Raw genomic sequence first — 19,080 nt, forward strand, 5'->3', positions numbered from 1 at the left:
GAGGCCGCCCGGCCGACGCGGCAGCGCCGCGCCCCGGGTGGCCGTCGAGCGTAGGGCCAGGCGCAGCGGAGCCGGGCCCGGGCCTCACCACCACGAGCGCTGGCGGGCGAGCGAGACGATCGCGGCGGAGAGCTTGCGCGGGTCGTGGCGAATCAGCTTGCCGCCGAACAGCAGGTCGGCAGGGACGAGGAGGTCGGAGGCGAGCGGTTTGTCCGGCGAGGTCACGACCGGGTCAGAGCCGGCGGAGGCGTACTCCTCGAGGCCCTCGGAGGGCCAGACGTCGTTGACCAGCACCGCGTCGAGCCGGGCCTCGCCGAGGTACATGGCGATGGTCCCCACGAAGTCCTCGACCGTGTAGCCGGGGGTCTCGTTGGGCTTCGTCATCAGGTTGCACACGAACATCGCGCGGGCGCGGCTCGCCGCGATGGCCTCGCGCACACCCTTGACCAGGAGGTTCGGCACGAGGCTCGTGTAAAGATCTCCCGGCCCGAGGATGATGAGATCGGCTTCCGCGATCGCGTCGAGCGCCGCTGGATACGCCTGGGCCTCAGGATCCAGATAGACCGAGAGCACCGGCGCATCGAGCATGTCGGAGAGGTTGTCAATCGACGCTTCGCCGCGGATGGTCCGGTCGTTCTCGAGGTGCATCACGAGATCGACGTGATCCATCGTGACCGGGAGGACGCGGTTCTTGACGGAGAAGATCTCGTGCAGGCGCTCGACCGTGAGGGGGAGCGAGCCGGTGATCTCCTGCACCGCGGTGAATATCAGGTTGCGCAGGGTGTGCCCGCCGAGGCTCCCCGAGCGGAAGCGGTGGCCGAGCAGCTCCTTCAGCGCTTCCGGGTGCTCGGACAGGGCGACGAGGCAACGCGTGAAGTCGCCTGGGGGCAGGAGGCCGTACTCGTCCCGGAGCCTCCCGGAGCTTCCGCCCGAGTCCATCATGGTCACGATCGCGGTGATGCGGACGCTCAGGTCACGCAGGCCGGTGAGGAGCGTGTAATGGCCCGTCCCCCCTCCCACGGTCACGATCTTCGGCGTCGCCATGGGGGAGCAGGCTACCATGCGGACGAGCGGGGCCGATACCGACCGTCAGGCCGCCGAGATCTCGACGCGCGGCTGCGGCGCGCACTTCGCGAGGCGGCGCGACGCGACGGCGTGGTACGTGGGCGCGATCTCGGCGCTGTAGCAGCGCCTCCCTGCGGTGAAGGCCGCCACGGCGACCGAGCAGAGCCCCCCGAATGGCTCCCAGACGACATCGCCTGGATCGGACGATGCGCGGATGATGCGATCGAGCAGCTTGAGGGGCTTCTGGTTGCCGTGGATCGACCGGGTGTCCTCCTTGAAGCGTTCGGGGCCGCGGACCGCCGGTTCGTGCCAGACGTTGGTCACGCCGACCTCGCAATGGAATTTGGCTCTCAGGGTAGCCCACTCCTCGCCCGTCAACGGCCGCTTGCCATCGACCGAGAAGTAGGGTCGCCCCTCGGGGCGGCCGTGCGCGTTCGCGAAGGCGGCGATCTGCTCGAACGCCGAGGCCGGAGGGTAATACCAGAGGTGGCAGCGGGTGAAGTACTTCCTCGTGGCCGCGTTCTTCACGCCGCACGCCTCGTTCGTCTGGCGCAGGGGGAGGCCCGAGCGCTCCCATTCATGCCGCAGCCAGGTCTTGAGGGGCAGCCGCACGCCGGCGCTCTCCAGGAGGACCTTGCGCACGTACTGCACGCACACCTCGCTCACCACGGGGAACTTGCGCAGCGTCCGGGTGTTCGCGTTGCCCGCGATGTGGGCGATTCCCTTGTCCCAGACGTGGCAGGTCCGGTACTCCCAGCCGTGCTGCTCGAGCAGGGGGTGCACCGTCGCCCAGCCGATCTCCGTCCCCCAGAACCAGAGGGTGGCGGACGGCAAGGCGCGCTCCGACCAGACGGCGACGTGGGGCGCGTACCACGCGGCGAGCCCGTCGTGCGTCGGGGGATCGCCGGGAAAACCGGAGACGCCATAAGCACCGTCGGAGACAATCACGGTGGGTCTCGGCCAGGAGGCGTAGTGCTCCAGCGCGTCGCCGAGCGTCAGGGTGGGGTGGAGGGTGGTCGAGGCGCGCTTCACGGGGGACACGCGGCCATCCAATCGAACTGCGCGGATCTGTCAACAAAACGGCGGAGCTCGGCCCCCGCGAGCCGCCTGGACTCGCGCGCCAGGCGGCGCGGGCGGGGCGCGCTTCGCCAGCGCGTCGGGCTTTCGCCGAGCGCGAGCCCCAAGCGCCCGGGATCGGCCGATCCGTACGACATCGCCGCCCTCCAGTCGACGTGGGGCGCAACGTCGGTCGCGACGGTCGGCGTCGGGCGCAACGTCGGTCGCGACGGCCGCGTCGGGCGCAACGTCGGTCGCGACGGCCGCGCCCTCTCCGGCCGCGCCCTCTCCGTACCGGCCGTGATCCCCGCGCCACCGCCGCGCCGCCCCTGCGGTGGGCATCGACGCGCGGATCTACGAAGACGTGCACGGAGGTCGCCCCGAGGAGACAGCCTGTGGAAATGAGGGGAACACTATCCGCGCAGGATCGCGCACGCCCCGTGTACCGCCTTCGTGCCGGTGATTGAAGAGATCGTTCGTTCGGCGTATGTTCGATGGCTTGGTGCGCAACTTCGCTTTGCCGGCGCTCCGCGGCGATGCCCGCGATGAGGCCGACACCGGTGTGACCAGCCTACGCGGGGCCATCGATTCCACACGGGAGGAAATCATGAATGCATTGAAGCGCATGAGCTCGAGAGCCGCTGTTCGCGCGCTCCCGGCCGTCGTTCTGGCCGGGGTGAGCCTGCTCGCGCCGCGCCCGGCAGAGGGCCAGACGGCCGGAGAGCCGGGCCATCTCTACTGGGCCGACACGCTCGTGACCCACATCGCACCGGTAAATAACGAATATGGAAATGGAACGACCTATGTTTATTGGGCCGGCGTCGGAGGAGCCACGGATTACCGGAGCCGCAGCCTGTGCGCATCGTTCGTCACGAACGTCCTCAAGCAGGCCTATCAGCTGTCCGTCTACGACATCAACACATGGTTCGGCAGCATGAGCCCGAACGCCGCGCTTTACCACGACAGGATCATCGAGGAGGTCGGCTTCGAGCAGATCGTGACGGTGAGCGAGATCGAGGCCGGCGATATCGTCGCGATCGAGTATCCGGCGGGGAGCACGGCGAGCGGGCACGTCGCCATCGCGGCAGGCGCTGCGGTGCCACGCCTGGCGACCTATCCGTTCGTCACGGGGACAATCCAGTACTCGCTCCTCGTCCTCGACTCGAGCACCACGGGCCACGGGACAACCGACACCCGGCGCAAGGCGGACGGATCCTGGCACGCGGGTGTTGGCAGGGGCGTCATGCGCCTCTATGCCAACAGCAACGGGACGATCGTGGGACACGCCTGGAGCACGCAATCGGGATCGACCTACTATGGGACGCAGGTGCGCGATATCGTCGTCGGCCGGATCACGGAGCCGTATATCGAGCTCCCCCTACCATTGTAGCGACGCGCAGGGACCGCCCGCGCCTCCTCGACCACGAGGCGGATTCACGCAATCCCGGCGCCCTTGACGTGTAGTTTCACACGAAAACCAGGTGCGCGTTCATGCACGCGAACGGAGGGCGTCTGCCGTTCACTCGCCCTCGTTCAGCAGCCCAGGTGCCGCGTCGGCATCCCGATCGTTCCTTTTACGATTACGACACGAGCGGATCATCGTTCACCGCCACGCCATGGAATACGCGCATCCACCACGTTTGCGCCGGAAACACCACGCTGCGCAGCCCTGCACGCCATCGTTGAAGCGCCTCTCGGTACGCTGCGCGAAATGCCCGGACAGCGGCAACCGCGGTCCTTCGTGCGTCTGCATGTCCTCTCCCCACCGCAAACGTCGGATTGAGGCCGCGAGGCGCCTCGAAGCTCGTCGCGCGAGCGTCGGGCGATACCGTGCGTGCTCGCTCGGGGCCGAGAAAACCGCGGCCAGTTCGATGCATCGCGGCGTGCGCCTCGGCTTCCTTCCGCTCCAGCTCCGCCGCCACCTCGCGCCGAAAGGCGTCAGCGTCATCATCCGCCACAGCTGGCGGAAGCGAGATCGCAATGGCAGCGTCTTCGGGCCATGCAGGATTGCTCGGAGCAAAGTAGACGTCAGGACGCCTCGCCCGCAGCTCACCGCGGCCGATTTCGTTGACGAGCACCTTCGCTCCCGGCCATTCCTTCGCACGTCGCACCAATCCCGCCTCGACCGGGTTCGCCAGTGAATATGAAATCTTTTCCACCACGGCCGCCCGCGTCAAGAGGCGAACAACGCTGGTCGCTTCGTGGCCCCAGACCGGCCCCTCCCAGGTTCGGAGCACCTTGGTCCCCAACGCCACGAGGCGATGAAACAGCTGCAGGAATTGCGGAAGCACGCCTTCGACGTCAGTGACGACGATGTGCAGGTGCGTGGACATGGCACACAACGCATGCAGGCGAATGCCGTAGCGCCTGGTCGAAACCGCGAGCGCATAGATGATCAGCTGAGTCATCGCGGCATCCGGTCGGAAGAGGAGGTGTCGCCGCAACGCGCGTCGTGTGAGGAGATAGGTGGCACCTGCAACGATAGCGCGAGGCTGGCTCATCGCTGCCGACTATGCCAAACGCGTGCCGTGGCTTACGGCCAATGATTTCGCATACTTGAATCTTCGAGATCCTGGCGGTTTCTGTTTTCCGCCGGCGCCCGCCATGGCCTATGCCTGGGACCGCCTCATAGACAACACGTATCGGGTCTCACCACCAAGGCACCACCAAGGCAACGTCGGTCAGACCGGCCGGCCGGGCCGGCAGACCGGCAACGTCGGTCAGGTCGACAGTCAACGGCAACGTCGGTCAGCCCGGCAACGGCAACGTCGGTCAGTCCGGCAGTCAGCTCGGCACGGGCCCAACAGCGGCCTCCGTTTCCGGTTGACATCTGGCACGGCGCATGGATCAACCACATTGCGCGCGTTCATGGTTGTCGACCTCGTGCGATGCTCTCGCCCGCCATGCTGCTGGAGAACTCCCATGCACCGACCCCTCCTCGCCCAAGGCCTCGTGCTGTCGCTCTCGCCGTTCGGGTGCTCTACTAGCCCGGAAATTCCTGAAGCGTACGGCATGGCGGTCATGACCGTGAACGGGGAGAGCTTGGTGCTTGACACGGGGGATAGCGGCAAGCTGCCTGTCGCCGGATTCGACGACAGCTGGGACGTTGACTGCTCCCGCCTCAATGGCGAAACCAATCTGGAGCTGGTGGATCACTCGAAGGACAGGAGGGGCTTCTACTACCTCGATCTCCATCTGCTCGGCAGCGAGCGCAAGGGCGGCGACGCTGCTGTCGTGAACATGCGAATGTACGTCGACGATGCGCTTTTCTATGGCTCTTGCCACGCGACGCTCCGGACATCGTCCGAGGACTCGCACGAATGCAAGTTCTCTTTCGCTGACTGTGGCCTGAACTTGCTCGGCGCTGCCCAGGACGTTGTCCCAGCGCGCCTCGAGTTCGCGTCATTCCACTTGAAAGGGTGCTTCGTCCCCTGAGGGGGGCGGAGCGCGATATGTCCAAGGACAGCTCCTCCGCGGCGCGTCGTGGCGCACATGACCGACGCCACTCCACAGGGCGTCCCGATAGCGCGCGAGGCGCTCGCACCGGGCGCGACGTCGGGCACGGCGTGCCGTAATGAGGTTTGGAGGAGTGCCCGAAGCAGCTCTGGCCGGCGCGTCGGCCCGCAGGTACACCTCGATCCATGGTCGATGCGTCTCCCCGGCGGAGGTTCAGCGCCGCGTTCGTTCGGTGGTCTCGCCGCGTCCGACGGCGGCTCGCGCTCGATCTCGTCCTCACCGGCGCCGCCGCTGGGATGATGCTCGGCGCGGTAGGCGCGGCGGGCGCCTGGCACATGCGGCAAGGCGCGCTGCGCCCCTGGATGGCCGCGGGCGGCCTGCTCGGCGCCGTGGCTGGCGCAGCGGTGGCGCGCCGGCGCCGGTGGACTGACCCGAACGTCGCGTTGTTTCTCGACGGCAAGCTCGGCTCCGCCGAGTCGGTCTCCACGGCCGTTGAGCTCGCAGCAGCCGAGGACGCCGCGCCCGGTGCCAGCGCATCCGCGGCCCGCGAGGTGGTGTTCGCCCACGCGACCGCGGCCCTCGATGCCGCAACCGCCCGGCAGGTCCGCACGCCCCTGGGGCGACGCTGGCATGCAGGAGCGCCCCTCGCGGCAGCGGCCATTGGCTATCTCAGCTGGCTTCCCCTGCCACCAGCGCCCGCGGCAGCAGCGCCCCCACCCGGGGCCGAGCAGGTACGCGTCGCCGAGATCGCCGGCCTCGGGCGGGTGGTCCAGCTTTCCGAGATCGACGCTCGGGACGCGGAGCAACACGATCGGCTGAAAAAGCTCTCCGACGACGCGAAGAGGCTCCGCGAAAAGCTGAAGAGCGGCGTCGAGCGCCGCGAAGCGCAGGCCGAGCTCGGCAGGCTCCGCGACGCGATCACGGCCGAGCGGCTATCGCTCGGCGAGGGCGAGCAGCGTCATGGGATGGAGTCGGCGCTCGGCAAGCTCGGAGAAGACCCTCAGCTGAAGCGGGCTGCGAAGGCGCTCGGCGATCGCGACCTCGTGGCGTTCGACGAGGAGATGGCGCGGCTCGCGAACAAGCTCGAACGGGACGACCGCGAACGGGCCAGGAAGGTGCTCGAGGAGGCCGCCGAAGCCGCCAAGAGGGCCGGCGCCCCCGGCGTGGCGAAGGCGCTCGAGGAACAGCGCAAGCTGCTGGATCAGCGCGGCGAGCAGGCCGACGCGTTGAGGGAGCTGGCGGAGGCGCTCGGCGACGGGCTCGGCGACGAGGGGCGCGACGCGCTCCGCGAGCTCGCCCGGACCGGCAGCGACCGCGACGCGCGGCGGCTTGCTGGCAGCCTCGAGAAGGCGCTCGAAAAATTGAGCCCCGAGGAGCGCAAGCGGCTCGCCGACCGCTTGAAGCAGCGGATGGCGCAGTCGCCCGAGAGCGCGCTCGGAGAGACCATGTCAAAGGAACAGATGCGCGAGCTCGCACGGCAGCTCGAGACGCCGGACGGACAGCAGCAGCTCGAGGAACAGCTGCGCCAGATGGCCCAGGAGGGGAGCCCGAGCAGCGAGGAATCGAAGCGCCAACGAGCGCTCGACGATGCACAGCGCGGGGCGGGCGCGGCCGAGGGGCAGCTCGGGGGGACGCCGCTCCCGATGCCGATCGCAGGCGGGTCAGGCCAACCGGGGTTGGGCGGCCAGGAGCGCGGACAGGGCGGGCAGCAGGGCTCGTCGGGGGGCGGGGCCGGCAAGCAGGGGTCGGCGCAGCCAGGTCACTCGGAGGGCGGCGGCTCGGGCAGCCACGAAGGGCAGACCGGCGCGATCGCCGGGGCTGAGCTGCGCTCACGGGCCAGCGCGAGGCTCAACCCGGGTAGGCCGATGCCGGGGATCGTGACGGGCCGAGCAGCCGGGCGCGCCGGAGACACCGCCAACGTGCGCGGCGAGAGCGCGCTCGGGGTCGTGGGTCCCCAGGAGGTCGGCGGTGTCGAGCGCAGCGACGTCCCCGAGGAGTACCGCGAGCAGGTAGGCCGTTACTTCCAGCCGCGCTGAGTCCGGGGACGAGACGTGGAGCGCGCAGCGCCCACCGGCCTAGAAGCTCGCGCCCAGCAGCAGGCCGTTCGCCTCCGCGCTCACGAAAGGCGCGGCATACAGCCGGGGGAGCCCGGCCTTCGTGACCGGCGTGCGGCTCGACGTGGAGAGCGCGTACAAGGCCGTCCCCGCGAGCACCACGCCGCCGCCGAGGAAGCTCCAGAACGAGACGTTGGCGAGCGTGGTCTGGGCGTCGCGCAGGTCGGTGCGCCTCGCGCTGCCGAACGGCTCCGTCGCTGCGGACTCGCCCTTTGCCGTGGAGAGGATCGCGAAGGTCACGCCCGACGCGAGCCCGAGCAGCCCGACGGCCCCGCCCGCGACCACCAGCGGAATGTTCGGGCCCGAATCGAGGCTGAGGGCGATGCTCTGGTCCGAGCCCCTCGCCACGAGCAGCGACGTCGACGTCCTGGCGCCAGCGCGGCGTGCCTCGATCCTGCGCTTGCCGGGATCGACGAACACCTCGGCGTCGAGGGGCGAATGCCCGACGACCTTGCCGTCGACGAGCACCTCGGCGTCGTCGACGTTCACGCTGATGCGAAGCGCGCCGACCTGCGACCTGGCGACGGCGAGGCGCTTCTGCAGGAAGCTCTTCTTCTCGGCCTTCTCGCCGAGCGGAAAGGTATTGAGCGCGTACAGGAGGTGCTCGGCCGCCTCGCGGGGCTGGTTCACCTCCAGCTCGACGTTCCCGAGGTTGCCGGCCACGTCAAAGCTCTGCTGGAGATCCCACGCCGCCTGATAACGCGCCTCGGCCTCGGCGAATCGCGCTTCATCGTAGAACCTGTTCCCCTCCCGGTAGAGCTGCGCGGCGCGCTCGCCCGCGCGCGACGTCGCAGGCGGGGCGTCGGTCGGAGAGTTCGGCATCAGCCGAGCCTCTCCGGTCGCGCTCGCGATGCTCGGCCCCAGAAGAACCGCCGCGCACGGGAGGAATAGAGACAGGTATTTCAAGAATGGCTTTCGCATGGTGGCTGGCGGGAGGAATGCAATCCGGAGAGGCGACGCCTCAGGGGAACGGACGCGGGGGAGCGGTCGTCCCCGGGGGCGTTGTGGGCGACGCAGAGGGCGCGGACGGCGGGACCGAGGGGGGGATCGGAGGGCTCACAGCCGAGTCGTAGAAGTCGTCCACCGCCGTCGAAGGCTTGACCGGGCGCCTCACCTGCACAGCAGGGCGCGGTGATGACGGACGGGCGGCGACCGTGGCCGCGGAGTGAGCGGGCGGCGAGCTCGGCTCCGCCGTGGGCGACGCTGTCGGAACCTCGGGCGCGGCGGGAACGGGTCGCTCTGCGGTGGGCGGCGGCTCGATCGCCACCGGGGGCGGATGTTCGGGCTGCGCGCTCGGGGTGGGCGTCGCGAGGCCAGCGGGATCGGGCGTGGGAGCGCGGCCGCCCTCGGCCAGCGCCGGATCCTGCTCGCTCGTCGGATTGGCGGCGCGCCACAGCACCCAGAAGCCTGCGACCGTCGCGCTCCCCAGAAACACGAGCAACGCGAAGAGCGCCAGCGGGGCCCTGCGGCGGCGCGCCGCGAGCACCGCCGCGGCGGCCGCTGCGGTCACCGCGGTGTCGTCGGGCCGCGCCGCGGTCGGCTGCAGCCCCGCTCGAGGCGCGCCGGCTGCTGGCGGGGGAGCGGCCGCTGCAATCGGCCGCTGCTTCCGGGACGACTGCCCGCGCGAGCCGGACGACTCGTCTTCGGGCGGCGGCCAGACGCCGCTGCCCACACCGACGCGGGCCGTGCGGACGCCACCGGGACGCGCGCCGCCCTGCCCATCGGGAGCACCCGTCGGCGGACCCGGCATGCCCTGCACAGGGATCCTGCGCATCGTCGGCCGGTTCCGTTCGTCGACGCCCTTCAACAGCGACGGCGCTACCTGGATCTTCTGCTGATCCATCGCCTGGTGCTCTCGGTTCGGAGGCAGCGTGACCGGAGGAACATACACTTGCTTGTCGCTCGGTCCCGCCTCGCGATCCTGGCGGCGCCGCGGCCTGGGCTCACCCCACTGCACCATCCGCTCCGCGGGCGGCGCTGCGGGGCCGGTGTTCCCTTCTTCAGGTCTGCGGCGCGGCTCCTGCGTAAGCGCTCGCTGTTGCGCCGGTGAGGGGTGCTCTTGCGATGCAAAATTCGGCGTGTCGTACCCGCGCGGCGGCTGCTGCGGCAGCGTCGGTTGCTGCGGCGCGGCGTCGCCCGCAGCGCCCTGAGCCGCCGGCTGGCCTGGCGAGCTCTTGTTCGCGTTCCTGTTGGTCATGCCTGCCCCTCTCGCCACGCGCAAAAGGCGCGCTGCTGCCCCACGTGAGCAGCAGCGCATCGAGCCCCCGGTACAAGATGCCGCGCTGTCATGGGCGCGCTCCCGAGGTGATCTGCCTCGACCGCTGCACCGCAGACGGCGTGGCGGGTGCCGCGGCAGCGCTCCGACAAGCCCGGGGGCGCCGGAGGCCAGCGTCGAACGTGCGCTGGTCCGCGCACGGTACCTCGGAGCTCGCTCGGGGACAGGGCCACGGCATGGACCCGAAGATACTCCACCCGGCCGCCACCACCACGCACCCAAGCGTGACCACCCCCTCCGGAGCGATGCCAAGGTCGCTCCATGGCAGGGCGCAGGCATCGGGAGCCGCCGCGGTCACGTCCCTGACGGCGGCGGCTCCCGATGCTCGAAGGCGCCGGTGTCGCGGACCATGACGTCGCGCAAGGCGCGGCTCCGCGGTTCGACGGCGCGCAAAGTTGCCCCTGGCCACTTTTTTGCTTCCTCACCGAATCACGCGCGTGTTGTCCAATACTCCGCTGCCAAAATTCCCGTGTGCCACGACATCGATTTTTTGCACCCATCCAGCATCCACGGTCCACGGTCCGCACCCAGGTTGCCTTCTGGCCCGCACCCAGGTTGAGCTGCCTCGTGGCCCGCACCCAGGTTGACCTCCGGTTGACCTCCACCGCGCGCCTGAGGTTGACCAGGTTGACCCCTCCGAGGTTGGAGGTTGACCCCTCCGAGGTTGACCCTTCCGACCCAGGTTGCCCCTCTCAGCGCCGGCGCTCCCATTCCGCAGCCCGCATCGTAGCGGGTTCGTCACACCGGGTGACGTTCCTGGCATCCGCGGCGACGACGCCGTACCCGCCTGTCAACCCAGGAAGCTCACCAGAAGCGCCAGGGTGAAGCCGAAGAGCACCACGCTCACCACCAGCAATCCCATGGCCGCCCAGCTGGCCTGAGCGCGCGCGGGCCGTCGCGCGCGCCGCGGCCGGCTTCTGTGCGCCTCCGAGGCCCGCTGCAGCGCAGACCCTGGGGCGGGCCGCGCTGCCATGTACGGCGCCGTGAGGCCGAACGCCTTCACGGTCGCGCTCAACGTCGGTGGGAGCACCGGCGCCCGGACCGGCGGCAGCGTCAGCGGCGCCGTACGCTGCCAGTACGACCCGGACGGTATGACCGACCCACCATCCACCCCTCCGGAAAGCCCCGCGGCGATGCGCGACAGCTCCGCCGCGAACGCCGCTGCGTCCGGAAAACGGAGCTCCGGGCTCTTCTCCAGCGCCCTCATGATCGCGCGGTCGAGCTCCGGCGGCACCGCTCGTGGCGCGTGGCTCGACGGCGGCGCGGGGACCTCGCTCGCATGGGCGCGCACGAGCTCGTGGACGCGCCTCACATGCTCGAACGGATCGCGACCGGCGACCAGCGTGTAGAGCACCACGCCGGCCGCATACACGTCGGTGCGCGCATCGACGGCGAGCCCGCAAGCCTGCTCGGGCGAGAGATAGCGCGGCGTACCGACGAGAACCCCCTCCTCCGTCTGATAGAGCGACGGCGCCGGCGCGCGCCCATCGCCGCGCGGAGCGACCACCTTGGCGATCCCGAAGTCGAGCACCTTCACCACGCGCCGACCCTGCGCATCCGCGTCGCACACGAAGAGGTTCTCGAGCTTCACGTCGCGGTGAACGATGCCCGCGCCGTGCGCCGCGGCGAGGCCCGCCAGCGTCTGCGTCACGAGATCGAGCGCCTCCATCGCAGGCAGAGCGCCGCGCGCCGCGAGCTCCTCGCGCATCGTCCGGCCGTAGAGCCGCTCCATGACGAGGAACGTCCTCCCCTCGGCGGTCCGCCCGAAATCGGTGACGGTCACCAGGTTCGGGTGGGCGAGCCGCGCCAGCGACTGCGCCTCGACGCGCATCCGCTCCACGAGCCGCGGCTCGCGGTTCAGGTCGCGGTGCAAGAGCTTCACCACCACCGGCTTGTCGAGGCCCACGTGCGCCGCCTCGATCACCTCGCCCATTCCCCCTCGGCCGAGCCGGCGCACGGGCCGGTACGGCGTTCCATCCAGCAAGGTATCGCTCAGCTCAGGCGCCGCGCATCGGCAGTCTTCGTGCGAAGGCAAGGCCATCCTCTGCGGGTCGAGGTGGTGCCGCCGTCGTCACACGACGCGAGGAATCGAGATCCCCTCTCGCTCCCGGACCTCGAGCGCGCGAGCGCTCTTCTCACACGCTCGCCACGGGGCGCCCAAGATTTCGACAGATCCGCGCGCAGCGCATCCTGACGCATTCCCCGGACGCGTTCCAAATTTCCACACAAAGAGACGTGCGCGTACGATTTCTGAGCGCGTCGCGATCATGCCCCCGTGATCAGGCGGCGGTGCCCGCGGCGCTCCCTGGCTCCGCGTGCTCGGGCCTGGCCGCGTGCGGCGGCGCTGCCTGCTCCGCCGCGAGCGCCGCCTCGTCTTCCCGGGCGAGGAGCGCGTCCGTCTCGGCGAAGGCTGCCTCGCGTTGCGCGATGACGGCAGCGCAGCGCGCGCGGGCCGCGGAGAGCAGGCCGAGCCCGATGGCGACCCAGCCAGCTGCGGCCGTGTACCCGGCGGCGATGACAGGCGACCCCGCGTCGCCCTGATCAGCCTTGGAGAGCATCACGAACGCATAGAACGGCGACGGGGCCGCGACGAGGAGAGCGCTCTCGCTCGTGTCGAGCTCCGCGACGAGGCCGGCGATGGCGGCGACGATCCATGGGCCGACCGCGATCGTGAAGAGCAGCGTCAGGAGCAGCGCCCGCGTGACCAGGGGCGAGGCAATCCGCGCGCGAAGGAACGCGTTGAGCCCGACGAGGAACACGTAGACGGCGAGCGCGTAGACGGCGACGTGCTGGACCTGCTGCGCATGGATCTCCGGCGTCGGGACGGGCGCGCCGAGGCTCAGCCGGTGCCCGACGACCCAGAGCGCGGTGATGGCGGGGACCCCCACCGCGAGGAGGAGGTACGCCGAGCGCATCACGCCGGGGCCGAAGAAGCGACGCAGCCGGCTGGCGCGGCTCCGAGCCCAGTGAACCTCGACGCGGCGCGATGGGCCGATCGGCTCTCCGGCAAAGAGGAACACGCAGAAGATCAGAAACGAGAGCGCCGCGCACACGCCCGCGACGATCGCGGGCAGGCGATCGGAGGCGTCCACCGAGAACGCCGGCACCGCGACGGCGGCGGTCGTCACGGGCGCGCAGACCGTGAACCACGTCTTCAACCCGGAGGAGCGATCGTCGCTCTCGCTCGTGAGGTTCGCGACGGTCACCTGGTACAGGAACCACGCGGGCATGCCGATCGCCACGAGCGGCAGGAGGATCAGGAAGAGCACGTAATCGAGGCCGAGCGGCGCGCGCTGGTAGGCGATCGGGAGCCAGATGGGCGGCCCCTCGGGAACCTCCGGCCAGGCCAGGTGGGCCGCGTACGAGAGCCCCGAGCCACCCGCCGAGAACAGGCCGATCGACAGCGGGAACGCGAGCAGCAGCGTGACCAGGATCGCCGCGCGCAGGCTCCCCATCTTCGAGCTGATCGCCAGGCCGAAGGCCACGCTGAGCAGCGCGATCAAGAAGAGGAACAGGAAGGCGATCACCACCTCCATCGCGGTGATCCCGCCGAACAGGAACGGCAGCGCCCCGACCGGCGCGAGCATCACCACGTACATCGAGATCGCCGTGTAAGCCGCGAGGAACTTGCCTCGCGCGATCTCACCGGGCGGGATGCCCGTCAGGAGCACCGCCTCCCAGGTGCGCCCCTCGCGCTCCGAAGCGATGCTGTTCGCGGCGACCGCCGGCCCGACCAGCGCCACCACGAAGTACGCGAGCGAGAAGAAGACCTGGAACAGGATCACGCCCGTCTTCGCAGGCGCGATTTCCTTCGCCGCGATGCCGCCGATGGCCGCCACGAGCAGCGCCATCAGCACGGCCAGCACGAGCAGGATGATCGGCGTGCGGGCGAGGCGCGCCGCCTGCTTGAGCTCGCGGATCCAGATCGGGTTCGGTTCGCCCAGGATGCGCCCCACGCGATGCCGCGCCCGATCGACGAGCCGCTGCGACGCCGGCCCGGCGGGCGGCGATGTGCCAGTCTGCACGCTCACTGCACCTCTCCTTGCGTGACCTCCAGGAAGATCCTCTCGAGCTCATTGCGCTCTGGCTCGACGCCGATCACGCCGACGCCGCTGCGCACGAGGTGCTGGACGATCTCGGCGATCTTCACGTCGGTGCCCACGTAACCGACGTGCACGGCTCCGGCGACGATGTCGACGTCGGTGATCCCCGGCCCGCCCCTGACCAGGAAGGCCGCGGCCTCGGGATCGCCGAGGACCCGCACCTTGACCTTGCGCCGGGAGATCGGCGAGAGCGCCGGATAGGCCGCCTGCCCCGCGCTCGCCGGCGCAGCGGCGTGCGGCGGGTGCTGGCCGTATCCGGGCGGCGGACCGCCGGCCTGCGAGCGATCGACGGCGGCCGGATCCACCGGCGCGCCGTCGGGCGTGGCCGCCTCGGGTCCGTGCCGCGGCGGCGCGTGTCCATGCGCCTGCGCCCCGTACGCGCCCGGCGCGGCGCCATGGCGCGGCGGCGCGTGCCCGTGCGCCTGCGCCGCGCGCACCGCCTCGAGGCGCGCGGCGATCTCCCCGATCGGCCCGGCGACGACGAGGCGGCCCTTCTCGAGGATGCCGATCGACGTGCACACGTCGGAGAGCTCCGTGAGGATGTGCGACGAGAGGAAGATCGTCTTCCCCAGGCTCCGGAGCTCGAGCAAGAGATCGCGGATCTCGATGCGCGCGCGCGGATCGAGATCGCTCGCCGGCTCGTCCAGGATAAGGACCTTCGGATCGTGCAGCAGGATCCTCCCGAGCTGGAGGCGCTGCTTCATCCCCTTCGACATCGTGGCGACGATCCGGTCCTGGATCTTGCCGAGGTCGGTCAGCTCCAGGACGGCGTCGACCACGTCGAGCGACGGCACCCGGAAGGCGTCCGCGAAGAACTCGAGGTACTCGCGCACCGTGATCCTGTCGTAGACGCCGGCGTGATCCGGCATGTACCCGATGCTTCGGCGGACAGCCGCGGGGTCGATCGTCACGTCGACGCCGTCGATCTCGACCCGCCCCGCCATGGGCTCCAGCAAGGTCGCCATGACCCGGATCGTCGTCGTCTTGCCCGCGCCGTTCGGCCCGATGAAGCCGAAGATCTCGCCGGGGCCCACGTCGAAGGTGACGTCCTTCAGCACGTCGAGCGCGCCGAAGCGGTGCGAGAGGTGCCGGACGCGGATCGTCGGCCGAGGCCGCTCGATCTGCGCCCCGGAGGGCGGAGCGCCGCCGAGCGCCGCGCTCACGGCCGGCCTCCGTAGCCCACGATCCGCACGAGCACGCGATCGCTGTCGATCCGCAGCCCGGAGTCGCTCGCGCGCCCCTCGCCGCCGTCGAGCTGGCCGAACAGCACAGGCACGCCGGCCGGGAACCAGTCGACCGATCCGCCGGCCGCCTCCTCGATCGCCAGCCACGCAGCGCCTAGCCCCGGCGCGTCGGGCTCGAGGAGCGGAGCCAGCAGCCTCCCGCCGAGGTCGTGGACGTCCATGCCGCCGACCCGCCGCCCGAAGCCCGCGTGCGAGAGCCAGCCCTGCCCCTCGCTCCGCGCCGCGAGATCGATCCCCGCGCGCGACGAGACCCTCTCCCCGTCGCCGATGCGGGCGAAGTAGCGGGCCGCGCCCTCCGGTAGCCACAGGACGCCGCCCCGGAGATCGCGGCCGCTCCGGTTGCTCACCACGACGTCGCCGCTCGGATCGGCGACGATCGCGATGCCGTCCCCGAGCGACGCGGCCCCGTCCTCACGCACGATGACCGTCTGCCAGGGGAGCGCCGCGACCTTCGTCAGCCGCGCCCCGTCGCGGTCCACGAGCAGCCTGTCGCGCCGCTCCGAGAGCTCGGCGACCACCGCCGTGCTGATCACGCCGCTCGCGTCGGTCGTGCGGACCGTGAGCTCCTCCGCGCTGGCGACGAAGAAGCCCCGGAACCGGCGCACCGCCCCCTTCGTCATGCCGGCCCCCGCCTCGATCAGCGTGAGGTGGCGCGCCCGGCCGCGCACCCCCTTCGCGAGCAAGCCCACGCCGACGATCATCGCGAACGTGACCGCAGAGAGCGCCGGCAAGTGCCACAGCGCGCGGAGCGGCCTCCCCTGCCGCGCGGCGCGCGAGAAATTGATCGGACCGGCGAGCACCGCGTAGATGCAGAGCAGCAGCGCGGAGACCCCGATCGCCCAGCGGGAGCTCTCGTTCGGATCGAGCTCCCGCCGCACCGGATCGAGGTCGACGCCCATCGCATCCTCCCCCGGGCGGAAGGCGACCGTGGAGCGACGGTCGTAGGCTCGGCGAGCGAGATCGGCCACCCGGATCTTCACCCACGGGTCGCTGGCCGCGGGCGAGCGCGTGGGGTCGAAGGCGAGCAGGTGCACCTCGCCGAGGCCGTAGAACGCCGAGCTGCCATACGCGCTCCCGCGCAGGTTGCCGCCCGACCAGCCGCAGAGCGACTCGGCCACCGCGGGGGTCGCGCTCGGCGCGGGCAGGAGCACGTTGCCCTGCTTGCCAAAGCCGCCGGAGCCGCCGGGCGGCGCGATCTCCGCGAGGGTGGGCGGCGCGACGGCGGCCCTCGCGACCTCACCGCCGACGAACGCCGCGAGCGTCGGGTGCCGCAGATCCTCGGGGCGGGCGACGGACAGCGCCAGCGTGCCGCCGGAGAGGACGAAGCCGGCGAGCGCCTCGAGCTCGGAGCCGCCCAGCCTGGACAGCGTGTCGGTGTGCATGAGCACGGCGTCCGCCGCGTTGTACAGGGCCGCCCGGTCGGGCAGCAGCGGGTCGCCGGTCGCGCTGTCGAAGCGAGGTTGCCCGACCCAGAGGACAGGGCTCGGCGTCCCCCCGGGCGCGCGGCTGGTCGATATGTACAGCGGCGCGATCGGCGCGTCGTGGAGGCCCCCGCGGAGCAGCGACCTCTCGCTGACGTCGAAGAGCACCACCGCGTGTTGCGAGGTCGACGAGAGCCCCTGCGACGACACCTGGGCTCCGCCCTCATCGAGCGCCCGCACCTGCACGTCGCCGAAAGGCGATACGTGCACCGGCACGCGCACGTCGACCGACGCGCCAGCCCCGACGGCGTACGGCGCCGACGCGACGAAGACGCGGTCATCGGAGTAGCGCTTCGACTCGACCTCGACCTCGCCCCTGGCCGCCCGGCCGCCGTTGTTCTGGATGCGCACGACGACCTGGTTCCAGCCCCAGGGCATCCCGCCGCTCGTCCCGAGCACGGGCGCCACGTCGACGACGAGCGCCGTCGCGGTCGACAGGGGCGGCGCCTGCCCGAACGCGGGCCCCGCCGAGAAGAGCGCCGCGAGCGACGCCGCCCCCGCAAGGCCCTTCGCGCCTCTCCTCAGCGACCCGCTCCGGATCGCCTGCCCCCGCGGCTCCTGCACGCGCCTCATCGCCGGATCGCCTGCGCCACGGGCTCGGGCCGCGCCTCGATCGCGGAGAGGAGCGCCGCGATCACCTGATCCGTCGTGATCCCCTCCGCCTCGCCCTCGAAGGACCGGATCATCCGGTGGCGGAGCACCGGCTTGGCGACCCACTGCACGTCGGCGAAGGCGACGTGCGCCCTTCCCTGGAGCAGCGCCACGGCCTTCGCGGCCAGCACCAGCGACTGCGCGCCGCGCACGCCGGCGCCGAACCGGAGCGACCTCCGCACGATCTCGGGCGCCCCCTCGGCGGCCGGATCGCTCGCCCGGGTGAGCCGCGACGCGTACCGCATGACGGGCTCGGCGACCGCGATGTCGCGGCAGAGCGATCGCAGCGAGAGCACGTCGTCGCGGGTGAGCACCCGCGGCGGCGGCCCGCGATCGTGGCCCGTCGTCCGGGCGAGGATCTCGGTCATTTCATCCTCGGTCGGGCTCGGCACGAGCACCTTGAGCAAGAACCGATCGAGCTGCGCCTCCGGCAGCGGGTAAGTCCCTTCCATCTCGATCGGGTTCTCGGTGGCCAGCACGAAGAACGGCTCCTCCATCGCGTACCGCGTGCCCGCGATGGTGCACGCGTGCTCCTGCATGGCCTCGAGCAGCGCGCTCTGCGTCTTCGGCGTCGCCCGGTTGATCTCGTCGGCCAGGATCACCTGCCCGAAGATCGGCCCCTTGTGCAGCGAGAAGTGGCGCGAGCCGTCCGCCGACGCGACGAGCACGTTCGTGCCGGTCACGTCGCTCGGCATGAGATCCGGGGTGAACTGGATGCGCGAGAACGCGAGATCCAGGCAGCCGGCGATGGTCCTGACGAGGAGCGTCTTGCCCAGCCCGGGCGCCCCCTCGAGGAGGACGTGCCCTCCCGCGAGGATCCCCCAGAGCGTCTGCTCGATGACGTCGTCCTGCCCGACCACGGCCTGCCCGATCGCCTCTCGCAGCCGCGCGCTCGTCCGCTGGGCGAGCTCGAGCCTCGCCTCGAAGGACGCAGGGGCCGTGCCCTGCCCGCCGTCAATACCCGCGCCTGATTCCGCCGCCATCTGGTCGCCCTCGGCCGACGACGATAGCCGGCCGCGCCCCGCGCGTCGATCGGAGCTCGCCATGCTATGTCTTGCGAATGAGGATGCTTATGTTGACCTGTCGCCGTGGGCTCGCTTCGCTCTGCCTTGCCGCGCGCAGCGGCGCGGCGCTCACCGTGGTGCTGTCGCTCGGCGCGAGCGCCTGTGCCTCGGTCGTCGGTGAGCATGAGGTGGAGACCAAGTTCCTCGTGAAGCCCACCTCGCAGTCGACCTTCTCCGGATGGAGCGAGCTCTCCGTCTCGGAGGACCCGAGCTCCGTCGACAGGGCCGAGCTCATGTACATCCGGCTGGAAGCACGCGACGACAACGTGCCGGATCTCACCTTCCTCAAGAGCGTCTCCGCCTCGGCCGTCGTCGACGGCAAGTCGACCGTCGTCGCCAAGAAGGCGCCGATGCCTACCGGGGAGCGCATCGTCCCGCTCGATCGGGTCTATCACGACGACATCCGGCCCTTCTTCTACAAGAACGACGAGAGCGGCGATTACACGGTGCACGTCGACTGGGAAGGCAAGGTCGATCTGACGAAGACGATCCCGCCCGAAGGGGTGTGGATGAAGGTCCTCGTCGCCGTCCGCATCGAGTGATCGAGGCCGCGAGGCCGGCGGCGCCGCAA

At 70.7% G+C, this 19,080-nt stretch carries 14 protein-coding genes; 4 read left to right on the forward strand and 10 right to left on the reverse strand.

Annotated features, from left to right (window positions below):
* Positions 1-84: 84 nt before the first annotated feature.
* Positions 85-1,044, reverse strand: a complete 960-nt coding sequence (locus tag WME82_RS39485) for a gluconeogenesis factor YvcK family protein (RefSeq protein ID WP_437741672.1) — start codon at positions 1,042-1,044, stop codon at positions 85-87.
* A gap of 45 nt (positions 1,045-1,089) precedes the next feature.
* Positions 1,090-1,848, reverse strand: a complete 759-nt coding sequence (locus WME82_RS39490) for a DNA methyltransferase (RefSeq protein ID WP_437748092.1) — start codon at positions 1,846-1,848, stop codon at positions 1,090-1,092.
* Positions 1,849-2,746: 898 nt separating this feature from the next.
* Between WME82_RS39490 and WME82_RS39495 the strand changes: the two genes are divergently transcribed.
* A complete protein-coding gene (locus tag WME82_RS39495) occupies positions 2,747-3,511 on the forward strand; it encodes a hypothetical protein (protein WP_438039524.1) in 765 nt (254 codons plus the stop codon).
* Positions 3,512-3,701: 190 nt separating this feature from the next.
* Here WME82_RS39495 and WME82_RS39500 read toward each other — a convergent pair whose 3' ends face one another.
* On the reverse strand, positions 3,702-4,622 hold the full coding sequence (locus tag WME82_RS39500; protein WP_438039525.1) for a transposase: 921 nt from the start codon (positions 4,620-4,622) through the stop codon (positions 3,702-3,704).
* Positions 4,623-5,043: 421 nt separating this feature from the next.
* On the opposite strand from WME82_RS39500, the gene WME82_RS39505 reads away from it, so the two are divergent.
* Both WME82_RS39505 and WME82_RS39510 read left to right on the forward strand, forming a co-directional pair.
* On the forward strand, positions 5,044-5,556 hold the full coding sequence (locus WME82_RS39505) for a hypothetical protein (protein WP_437741674.1): 513 nt from the start codon (positions 5,044-5,046) through the stop codon (positions 5,554-5,556).
* Between the two features lie 206 nt (positions 5,557-5,762).
* Positions 5,763-7,613, forward strand: coding sequence for a hypothetical protein (locus WME82_RS39510; RefSeq protein WP_438039526.1), 1,851 nt, complete (start codon positions 5,763-5,765; stop codon positions 7,611-7,613).
* A gap of 39 nt (positions 7,614-7,652) precedes the next feature.
* Here the strand turns inward: WME82_RS39510 and WME82_RS39515 are convergent, their stop codons facing one another.
* The 7 genes from WME82_RS39515 to WME82_RS39545 all read right to left on the reverse strand — a co-directional run bounded on the left by WME82_RS39515 (position 7,653) and on the right by WME82_RS39545 (position 18,428).
* Positions 7,653-8,513, reverse strand: a complete 861-nt coding sequence (locus WME82_RS39515; protein ID WP_438039527.1) for a hypothetical protein — start codon at positions 8,511-8,513, stop codon at positions 7,653-7,655.
* 139 nt (positions 8,514-8,652) lie between these two features.
* The gene (locus WME82_RS39520; RefSeq protein ID WP_437741677.1) at positions 8,653-9,888 is read right to left on the reverse strand and encodes a hypothetical protein; all 1,236 of its coding nucleotides are present in this window, start codon (positions 9,886-9,888) and stop codon (positions 8,653-8,655) included.
* Between the two features lie 868 nt (positions 9,889-10,756).
* A complete protein-coding gene (locus WME82_RS39525) occupies positions 10,757-12,007 on the reverse strand; it encodes a serine/threonine-protein kinase (protein ID WP_438039528.1) in 1,251 nt (416 codons plus the stop codon).
* A gap of 238 nt (positions 12,008-12,245) precedes the next feature.
* Positions 12,246-13,997, reverse strand: coding sequence for an ABC transporter permease (locus WME82_RS39530; RefSeq protein ID WP_438039529.1), 1,752 nt, complete (start codon positions 13,995-13,997; stop codon positions 12,246-12,248).
* Entirely contained in the window at positions 13,994-15,232 is a 1,239-nt protein-coding gene (locus tag WME82_RS39535; RefSeq protein WP_437853182.1) for an ATP-binding cassette domain-containing protein, read from the reverse strand. The genes WME82_RS39530 and WME82_RS39535 overlap by 4 nt, the downstream gene beginning before the upstream one ends.
* Positions 15,229-17,367 carry a hypothetical protein gene (locus tag WME82_RS39540; RefSeq protein ID WP_438039530.1) on the reverse strand — a complete coding sequence of 713 codons (2,139 nt, stop codon included), beginning with the start codon at positions 17,365-17,367 and terminating at the stop codon, positions 15,229-15,231. The genes WME82_RS39535 and WME82_RS39540 overlap by 4 nt, the downstream gene beginning before the upstream one ends.
* Complete coding sequence (locus tag WME82_RS39545) at positions 17,364-18,428, reverse strand: AAA family ATPase (RefSeq protein ID WP_438044975.1); 1,065 nt, start codon at positions 18,426-18,428, stop codon at positions 17,364-17,366. Before WME82_RS39545 ends, WME82_RS39540 begins: the two co-directional genes overlap by 4 nt.
* 89 nt (positions 18,429-18,517) lie before the next feature.
* On the opposite strand from WME82_RS39545, the gene WME82_RS39550 reads away from it, so the two are divergent.
* Positions 18,518-19,051 (forward strand): hypothetical protein, encoded by a 534-nt coding sequence (locus WME82_RS39550; protein ID WP_437741682.1) that lies wholly within the window; start codon positions 18,518-18,520, stop codon positions 19,049-19,051.
* Positions 19,052-19,080: the final 29 nt, after the last annotated feature.

The sequence above is a fragment of the Sorangium sp. So ce128 genome (assembly GCF_051525245.1).
GTDB classification, from domain to species: domain Bacteria; phylum Myxococcota_A; class Polyangia; order Polyangiales; family Polyangiaceae; genus Sorangium; species Sorangium cellulosum_B.